Annotated in this window: 7 protein-coding genes; 6 read left to right on the forward strand and 1 reads right to left on the reverse strand. The window is 26.6% G+C overall.

The window, feature by feature from the left end; all coding sequences use genetic code 11:
• The 6 genes from CCANL266_RS09375 to CCANL266_RS09400 all read left to right on the forward strand — a co-directional run bounded on the left by CCANL266_RS09375 (nucleotide 1) and on the right by CCANL266_RS09400 (nucleotide 6569).
• Complete coding sequence (locus CCANL266_RS09375; RefSeq protein WP_172234310.1) at nucleotides 1–828, forward strand: 50S ribosomal protein L11 methyltransferase; 828 nt, start codon at nucleotides 1–3, stop codon at nucleotides 826–828.
• On the forward strand, nucleotides 821–2680 hold the full coding sequence (gene ftsH / locus CCANL266_RS09380; RefSeq protein ID WP_172234312.1) for an ATP-dependent zinc metalloprotease FtsH: 1860 nt from the start codon (nucleotides 821–823) through the stop codon (nucleotides 2678–2680). Before CCANL266_RS09375 ends, ftsH begins: the two co-directional genes overlap by 8 nt.
• Before the next feature lie 11 nt (nucleotides 2681–2691).
• Nucleotides 2692–3273 (forward strand): phosphatidylserine decarboxylase, encoded by a 582-nt coding sequence (locus tag CCANL266_RS09385; RefSeq protein ID WP_172234314.1) that lies wholly within the window; start codon nucleotides 2692–2694, stop codon nucleotides 3271–3273.
• Entirely contained in the window at nucleotides 3274–4008 is a 735-nt protein-coding gene (gene pssA / locus CCANL266_RS09390; RefSeq protein ID WP_172234316.1) for a CDP-diacylglycerol--serine O-phosphatidyltransferase, read from the forward strand. It abuts the gene before it with no gap.
• Nucleotides 3998–4960 (forward strand): NYN domain-containing protein, encoded by a 963-nt coding sequence (locus CCANL266_RS09395; protein WP_172234318.1) that lies wholly within the window; start codon nucleotides 3998–4000, stop codon nucleotides 4958–4960. Before pssA ends, CCANL266_RS09395 begins: the two co-directional genes overlap by 11 nt.
• Before the next feature lie 97 nt (nucleotides 4961–5057).
• Entirely contained in the window at nucleotides 5058–6569 is a 1512-nt protein-coding gene (locus tag CCANL266_RS09400) for a 2-isopropylmalate synthase (protein WP_172234320.1), read from the forward strand.
• Here CCANL266_RS09400 and ruvC read toward each other — a convergent pair whose 3' ends face one another.
• Nucleotides 6570–7034: a crossover junction endodeoxyribonuclease RuvC gene (gene ruvC / locus CCANL266_RS09405; RefSeq protein WP_172234321.1), complete on the reverse strand. Its 465-nt coding sequence runs from the start codon at nucleotides 7032–7034 to the stop codon at nucleotides 6570–6572.
• Between the last annotated feature and the right edge of the window lie 291 nt (nucleotides 7035–7325).

Below are 7325 nucleotides of genomic sequence, written 5' to 3' on the forward strand. Positions count from 1 at the left end.
ATGAATAAAACTTATGAAGAATTAACTATATATACTAATAATATTGAGTTTTTAAGTGATTTTGTTTTTTCTTTTGAAATAGATGTTATTGAAGAAAAAAATGATTGTATAGTTATACGCTCTGACAATTCACTAAATAATTTAATATTTGCATTAAATGAATTAAAAAAAAGATTAGAAGACAACAACATAAATATCTTAATTAATCACAAGCTTGAAATTAAAGAAAATAAAGATTGGATAGATGAATATAAACAAAGCATAAAAGCAATAGCAGTAGATAATGTTTATATTCATACCACTTGGCAAGAAGAAAAAGAAGGTTTTATAAATATAAAAATAGACCCTGCTTTAGCCTTTGGCTCTGGACATCACGAAAGTACGAATTCTTGCTTAAGATTAATTCAAAAATATTGTAAAGACATAAATTCAGCTCTTGATGTTGGTTGCGGAAGTGGAATTTTATCTTTATTACTTGCTAAACAAAATATAAAAGTAGATGCCTGCGATACAGATGAACTAGCAATTATTAGTACAAAAAATAATTTTTTACTAAATAAACTTGAGTTTAATGACATTTGGCAAGGTTCTTGCGATAAGGCAAAAAATAAATATGACTTAGTTATAGCAAATATAATATTTGATGTAATTATGATTATTAAACAAGACCTAATAAATGCTTTAAATAAAAATGGAATTTTAATTCTTTCAGGAATTTTAATTCAATATGAAGAAAGGATTAAAAGTCAATTTTTAGATTTTATACTACTTGATGAAATAAAACAAGGAGATTGGCTAAGTTTAGTTTATAGGAAGAAAGATGAATAATAATGAAAATAATAATAAGCAAAATAATAAAAATCCAATAATAGTTTTTATTATTTTTGCACTTATAGTATTTGGTATATTTAATTTATTTTTAGATGGTGGAGCAATTGGTGAAGGCTCTCAAAAAATTGCTTACTCTGATTTCAAACAAAAGATTGAAAGTGGCGAAATTACAAATGTAAAAATTGGTCAAACTACCATAAAAGGACAAGGGATTAACACCTTGTATTCAGCTAATTTAGTAAATGATAATAATCTTACAAGCTTACTAGATTCAAAAGGAGTAAAATATACTTCTTATTCTGAAAATAATTTTTTTACAAATCTATTATTTACTTGGATTATTCCAATTTTTATTTTCTTTGCTATTTGGGGCTTAATTACAAATAGAATGCAAAAGAAAATGGGTGGCTCTATTTTAGGTATTGGTAGTGCTAAAAAATTAGTAAATAGCGAAAAACCAAAAGTAAAATTTGATGATGTAGCAGGAGTTGAAGAAGCTAAAGAAGAAGTAAAAGAAATAGTTGATTTTCTAAAATTCCCTGATAGATACATTAAACTAGGTGCAAAAATTCCTAAAGGTTTATTATTAGTAGGACCTCCAGGAACAGGTAAAACACTTTTAGCAAAAGCTGTTGCAGGTGAAGCTAATGTGCCATTTTTTAGCGTTTCAGGCTCAAGTTTTATTGAAATGTTTGTTGGTGTTGGTGCTTCTCGTGTTAGAGATTTATTTGAAAGCGCTAAAAAAGAAGCACCTGCGATAGTTTTTATTGATGAAATTGATGCTATTGGTAAATCTCGTGCTGCTGGTGCTCATATGGGCGGACACGATGAAAGAGAACAAACATTAAATCAATTATTAGCTGAAATGGATGGTTTTAGTTCTGATGATAATCCTGTAATTATTTTAGCAGCAACAAATAGACCAGAAGTTCTTGACGCTGCTTTGCTTAGACCTGGTAGATTTGATAGACAAGTTTTAGTTGATAAACCTGATTTTAAAGGAAGATGCGATATTTTAAGCGTACATATGAAAGATGTAAAAATCGCTAAAGAAGTAAAGGTTGAAGATGTAGCTCGTCTTACTGCAGGTCTTGCAGGTGCTGATTTAGCAAATATTATTAATGAAGCTGCACTTTTAGCAGGTAGAAATAATAAAAACGAAGTTAGCCAACAAGATTTAACAGAAGCGGTTGAGCGTGCAATAGCAGGACTTGAGAAAAAATCTCGTAGAATAAGCGATAAAGAAAAAAAGATTGTAACCTATCACGAATGCGGTCATGCTTTAATAGCTGAAACAACAAAAGGGGCAAAAAAAGTTACAAAAGTTTCTGTTATTCCTCGTGGTTTAGCAGCTTTAGGATACACATTAAATACCCCTGAAGAAAATAAATTCCTAATGCAAAAACACGAACTAATTGCTGAAGTTGATGTGTTATTAGGTGGTCGTGCAGCAGAGCATGTTTTTATTGAAGAAATTTCAACAGGTGCAAGCAATGACTTAGAAAGAGCAACAGATATTATAAAAGCAATGGTTTGTATGTATGGTATGAGTGATATTGCTGGTCTTATGGTTTTAGAAAAACAAAGAAATCAATTTTTAGGCGGTGGACAAACTATAAAAGATTTTTCTGATGATATGTCTAAAAAACTAGATGAATATGTAAAAAATCTTTTAGATGAAAGATTTAACAGTGTTGTAGAAACCCTAAGAACTTACAAAGGTGCTATAGAAAATATGGTTGAAAAACTATATGAAAAAGAAGTTATTGAAGGTAGTGAAGTTCGTGAAATAATCAAAAAATATGAAGAGGAACAAGGCTTACAAACACGCTTAAGTGAAATAAACTAAAAGGAGAAAATATGATAGCAAGTAGTGGAAAAAAAGTTATTTTAATAGCTTGGGTTATATTTATTTTATATACTTTTATTTTTTCTTTTTCTTATTTGCTTTTTGCTATTTTGGTGATTTTATACTTACTTTATAAAAGTCCTGAAAGAGAAATTAACGATGATGATGCTGGGGTTATTTTATCTCCAGCAGATGCTAAAGTCCTTGCAATAAATATTGATGAAAATAACAAAGAATTATCAGTAATATTAAAAAAATCCCACATTAGTGCTTTATATTATAGTTCAGAATTAAGAGCGCCAATAAAATGTGAAAATATACAAAATATAGTAAAAAATGGTATGCAATATAGTAAAAATTATTTTTCAAATGCAAATCATATTATTTTTGATAAGGGAATTTCTATGCTAGTAAAACCTGCAAGATTTTCTATCAAAAATTTTAATTTACAATCATCAAGAAAAAAAGGTCAAAGAATAGGACTATTATCAAGCGGTTTAATTGAATTAAAACTGCCTTATAGTAGTACATTATTAGTTGGAGTAGGGGATAAAATTCTTGCAAATAGCCCAATTGCAAATATTGGAGAATAAATGAAAGTTGATAATAATAAATTAGCTTATATCTTGCCAAATTTTTTTACAGCGGCTTCTATTTTTTTAGGAGTTTTAAGTATTTTTGCCTCAATTGCACATAATTATGAAAAAGCAATGATGTTTATAATTTTAAGTTTAATTTGTGATGGACTTGATGGAAGAGTAGCAAGACTTACAAATACTACATCAAAATTCGGTGTTGAATTTGATAGTTTAGCTGATATAGTTGCTTTTGGTGTTGCTCCTGCTATGCTTTTTTATTTTAATTTAGCAAATGAATTTGGTAGATTAGGAGTTCTTGCTAGTGCATTGTTTATTATTTTTGGTGCTATTCGCTTAGCAAGATTTAATGTAACTACAGGAACTTATGAGCCAAATGTTTTTATAGGTTTGCCTATTCCTACTGCTGCAGTTGTTTTAAGTATTTGGGTTGTTTTTGTAAAAGATTATAATTTTGAAAATAAAATTATTTTATTTTTTGTAATTGCTTTAGCTTTTTTACTTTCATTTTTAATGGTTAGTAATGTTAGATATCCTAGCTTTAAAAAGCTAGAATTTAAAAAAGCAAATATATTAAAAACACTAATAATAATTATTTTTGTTGCCTCACTAATTTATTTAAAACCACTTGAGATTTTTACCTTTATTGTTAGTCTTTATACTTTATATGGGATTGCTAGAGCAATTTATAATTTATATATAAAAAAGAAAGTAAAAAATAATGAAAGATGAAAATAAGGTAGCCTTATTTATAGATGCAGATAATATTAGTCACAAATATATTGAAAAAATTATTGATAAATCTTTAGAATTTGGCAAAATAATAATAAAAAGAATATACGCTGATTGGAGTAAAATAAGTAATAAAGAAAATTATAAGACAGAAATTTTAAAATTTTCTTTAACTCCTATGCAGCATTTTTCTCTTACAAGTAATAATAAAAATGCTACTGATATGCACTTAATTGCTGATTTAATGGATGTTTATATAAATAAAGATATTGATGTATTCATAATAATTTCAAGCGATAGCGATTATGCAAGTGTTATAAATAAATTAAGAGAAAATAATAAATTTTGTATTGGTATGGGAGAGACTAAAAGTGTTCAAAACTACAAAAATACCTTTGATAAATTCATTGCTTTAGATGATGAAAATGATGAAAATGATGAAATTCAAAATGAACAAAAAAATTATTTAATAGAACAAAAAAAATATTTACAAAAAATCATTTTAAATCTAATTGATAAAAATCAAGAAGCTGATTTTGCAAGAATTCATCAAGAATTATGCAAAAAATATCCTGATTTTGACCACAAAAATTATGGCTTTACAAAATTTACTTATTTTATAAAAGATTATATAAAAGATAAAAATTATGATATTATTAAAAAAGAAGATGGCTGCACCAATGTTTTAATACAAAATAGTAAAGATAATACTTCTAATAATTACAATGATGATTTACAAAAAATAATTTCAAGTTTAATTAATAAAAATAATGAAGCTGATTTTGCAACAATTAAAAGTGAATTATGCAAAAAATATCCTGATTTTGACCACAAAAATTATGGCTTTACAAAATTTACTTATTTTATAAAAGATTATATAAAAGATAAAAATTATGATATTATTAAAAAAGAAGATGGCTGCACCTTTGTTTTAAAAGAAAAATCTGTGTAAATTTTACTCAAAATATTAATTATTTTTTAAAAAAAACTTAAATATATAAAATAATAAAATATAATAATGCTTTTTAAAATATTTTAAAGGAAGGTAAATGAGTGAAAAAATTATAATTTTTGACACAACATTAAGAGATGGTGAGCAAAGTCCAGGTGCTTCAATGAATACTGAAGAAAAAATTCAAATAGCACTAGCACTTGAAAGATTAGGTGTTGATGTTATGGAAGCAGGTTTTGCAGCTAGTTCTAATGGTGATTTTGAAGCTATAAACAAAATAGCACAAATAGTAAAAAATTCAAGCGTCTGTTCTTTAGCAAGATGTGTTGAAAATGATATTATTCAAGCAGCAAAAGCACTTGAACCAGCAGAAAAAAAGCGTATTCATACCTTTATTGCAACAAGTCCAATTCATATGGAATTCAAACTTAAAAAAAGCCCAGATGAAGTTTTAAAAACTGCAGTAAAAAATGTAAAATTAGCAAAAAGTTTATGTGATGATGTAGAATTTTCTTGCGAAGATGCACTAAGAAGTGATATATCATTTTTAAAAGAAATGGCTGATGCAGTTTATGAAGCAGGAGCAAGCACACTCAATTTACCTGATACTGTTGGTTATCGTACCCCTCAAGAAATGTATGAATTTTTTAAGATTATGAGTGAATATACAAAGGGTAAATTAATTTTATCAGCTCACAATCACAATGATTTAGGTTTAGCAACAGCAAATACTCTTGCAGCAATTTTAGGTGGTGCAAGACAAATTGAAGTAACCTTAAATGGTTTAGGAGAAAGAGCAGGAAATAGTGCTTTAGAAGAAGCTGTAATGGCTATTAAAACAAGAAAAGATGCCTTTAGCAATTTTTACACTCAAATTAACACAAAAGAAATTTACCCATCAAGTAAATTACTTTCAAATATAATTGGGGTTTGGCCACAACCAAATAAAGCAATAGTTGGCAAAAATGCCTTTACTCACGAAAGTGGAATTCATCAAGATGGAGTTTTAAAACATCCTGAAACTTATGAAATTATGAAAGCAAGTGATATTGGCTTGGTTCAAGATAATTTAATTTTAGGCAAACATAGCGGAAGAGCTGCTTTTAAAGATAAATTAAAAATTCTTGGTTTTAATTTAAATGATGAAGAATTAAATCGTGCTTTTAATGATTTTAAAGAATTATGTGATAAGAAAAAAGAAGTATTTGATGATGATTTAATAGCAATAATTAGTGCCGAAAGTGTAAAAATTGAAGAGAAATTTAAATTAATCAATCTTCAAGTAAGTGATTGTACTCAAGCTCTAGCAAGTGCAGCAATTAGCCTTGAATGTGATAATGAAATAATAAAAGAAGCAGCAATTGGAGATGGAGTAATTGATGCTATTTTTAAAGTTATTGATAGAGCAAGTAAGGTTAATGGCTTTTTACAAGATTACAAAGTAAATGCAGTTAGTAAAGGTAAAGATGCCTTAGCTCAAGTTAGCGTAAAAGTAAGTTTTGAAGGACAAAAAGCTATCATTGGTAATGGTCTTGATTTAGACACAATGCAAGCTAGTGCTAAGGCTTATTTAGCAGCTTTAAATAGTTATATAAGTATGAATAAATAATTAGCGTAAATTATAACTATGAGTTAATGCAACTGCAATTGCATCTGTTATATCAAGTGGTTTTATTTCTTTATTAATTCCTAATAATTTTTTTACCATAAAAGCCACTTGATTTTTATCTGCTTTTGCCTTTCCTGTAATTGTTTTTTTAACTTGCAAGGCTGTATATTCACTAAAATTTCCATAAGTTTGCAAGGTTTTTAATATTAAAGCTCCTCTAAATTGTGCTAATTTTAAAACGCTTTGTGGATTATATGCAAAAAATATATTTTCAATTGCAATTTTTGCTTCTGGATAATTTTTAAAAATAAGCTCTAATGCTTCATTTAATTCTAAAATATTATCAATTAATTCTTTACTTTTAAATTTAATTAATCCTGCTTCTATTAGTGAAATCTTTTGATTTTTTTCTAAAACACAATAACCACAAAACCTTGTACCTGGGTCAAATCCTATAATTTTCAAATAAAAATCCTTTCTGTGAAATTCTTCTGTAAATTTTATTTTTTTCGTGAAATTATTTAAAAATAATATAAAATAAAAGATATTTTTTTAATTTAATTTCAATTTTTTTCAAAAAAATATATTTTTTCTTTTTACTTTTGTGAAATTATAGCTTAAATATTGATTATTTATTTAATACAATGTGATAAATTATAAGCATTAAAAATATTATTTTATGGGCTTTTTAAAATTTTTTTCACAATATCATAGCCTTAAATAAGAAAATAAAAATAAATTAAATTAAGGTCAAAA

The organism is Campylobacter canadensis, assembly GCF_013177655.1.
Taxonomy (GTDB): domain Bacteria; phylum Campylobacterota; class Campylobacteria; order Campylobacterales; family Campylobacteraceae; genus Campylobacter_E; species Campylobacter_E canadensis.

Excerpts from the sequence above, each read along its gene's own strand:
- CCANL266_RS09375 (WP_172234310.1), top strand. The coding sequence starts at position 1 with ATGAATAAAACTTATGAAGAATTAACTATATATACTAATAATATTGAG.
- ftsH (WP_172234312.1), top strand. The coding sequence starts at position 821 with ATGAATAATAATGAAAATAATAATAAGCAAAATAATAAAAATCCAATA.
- CCANL266_RS09385 (WP_172234314.1), top strand. The coding sequence starts at position 2,692 with ATGATAGCAAGTAGTGGAAAAAAAGTTATTTTAATAGCTTGGGTTATA.
- pssA (WP_172234316.1), top strand. The coding sequence starts at position 3,274 with ATGAAAGTTGATAATAATAAATTAGCTTATATCTTGCCAAATTTTTTT.
- CCANL266_RS09395 (WP_172234318.1), top strand. The coding sequence starts at position 3,998 with ATGAAAGATGAAAATAAGGTAGCCTTATTTATAGATGCAGATAATATT.
- CCANL266_RS09400 (WP_172234320.1), top strand. The coding sequence starts at position 5,058 with ATGAGTGAAAAAATTATAATTTTTGACACAACATTAAGAGATGGTGAG.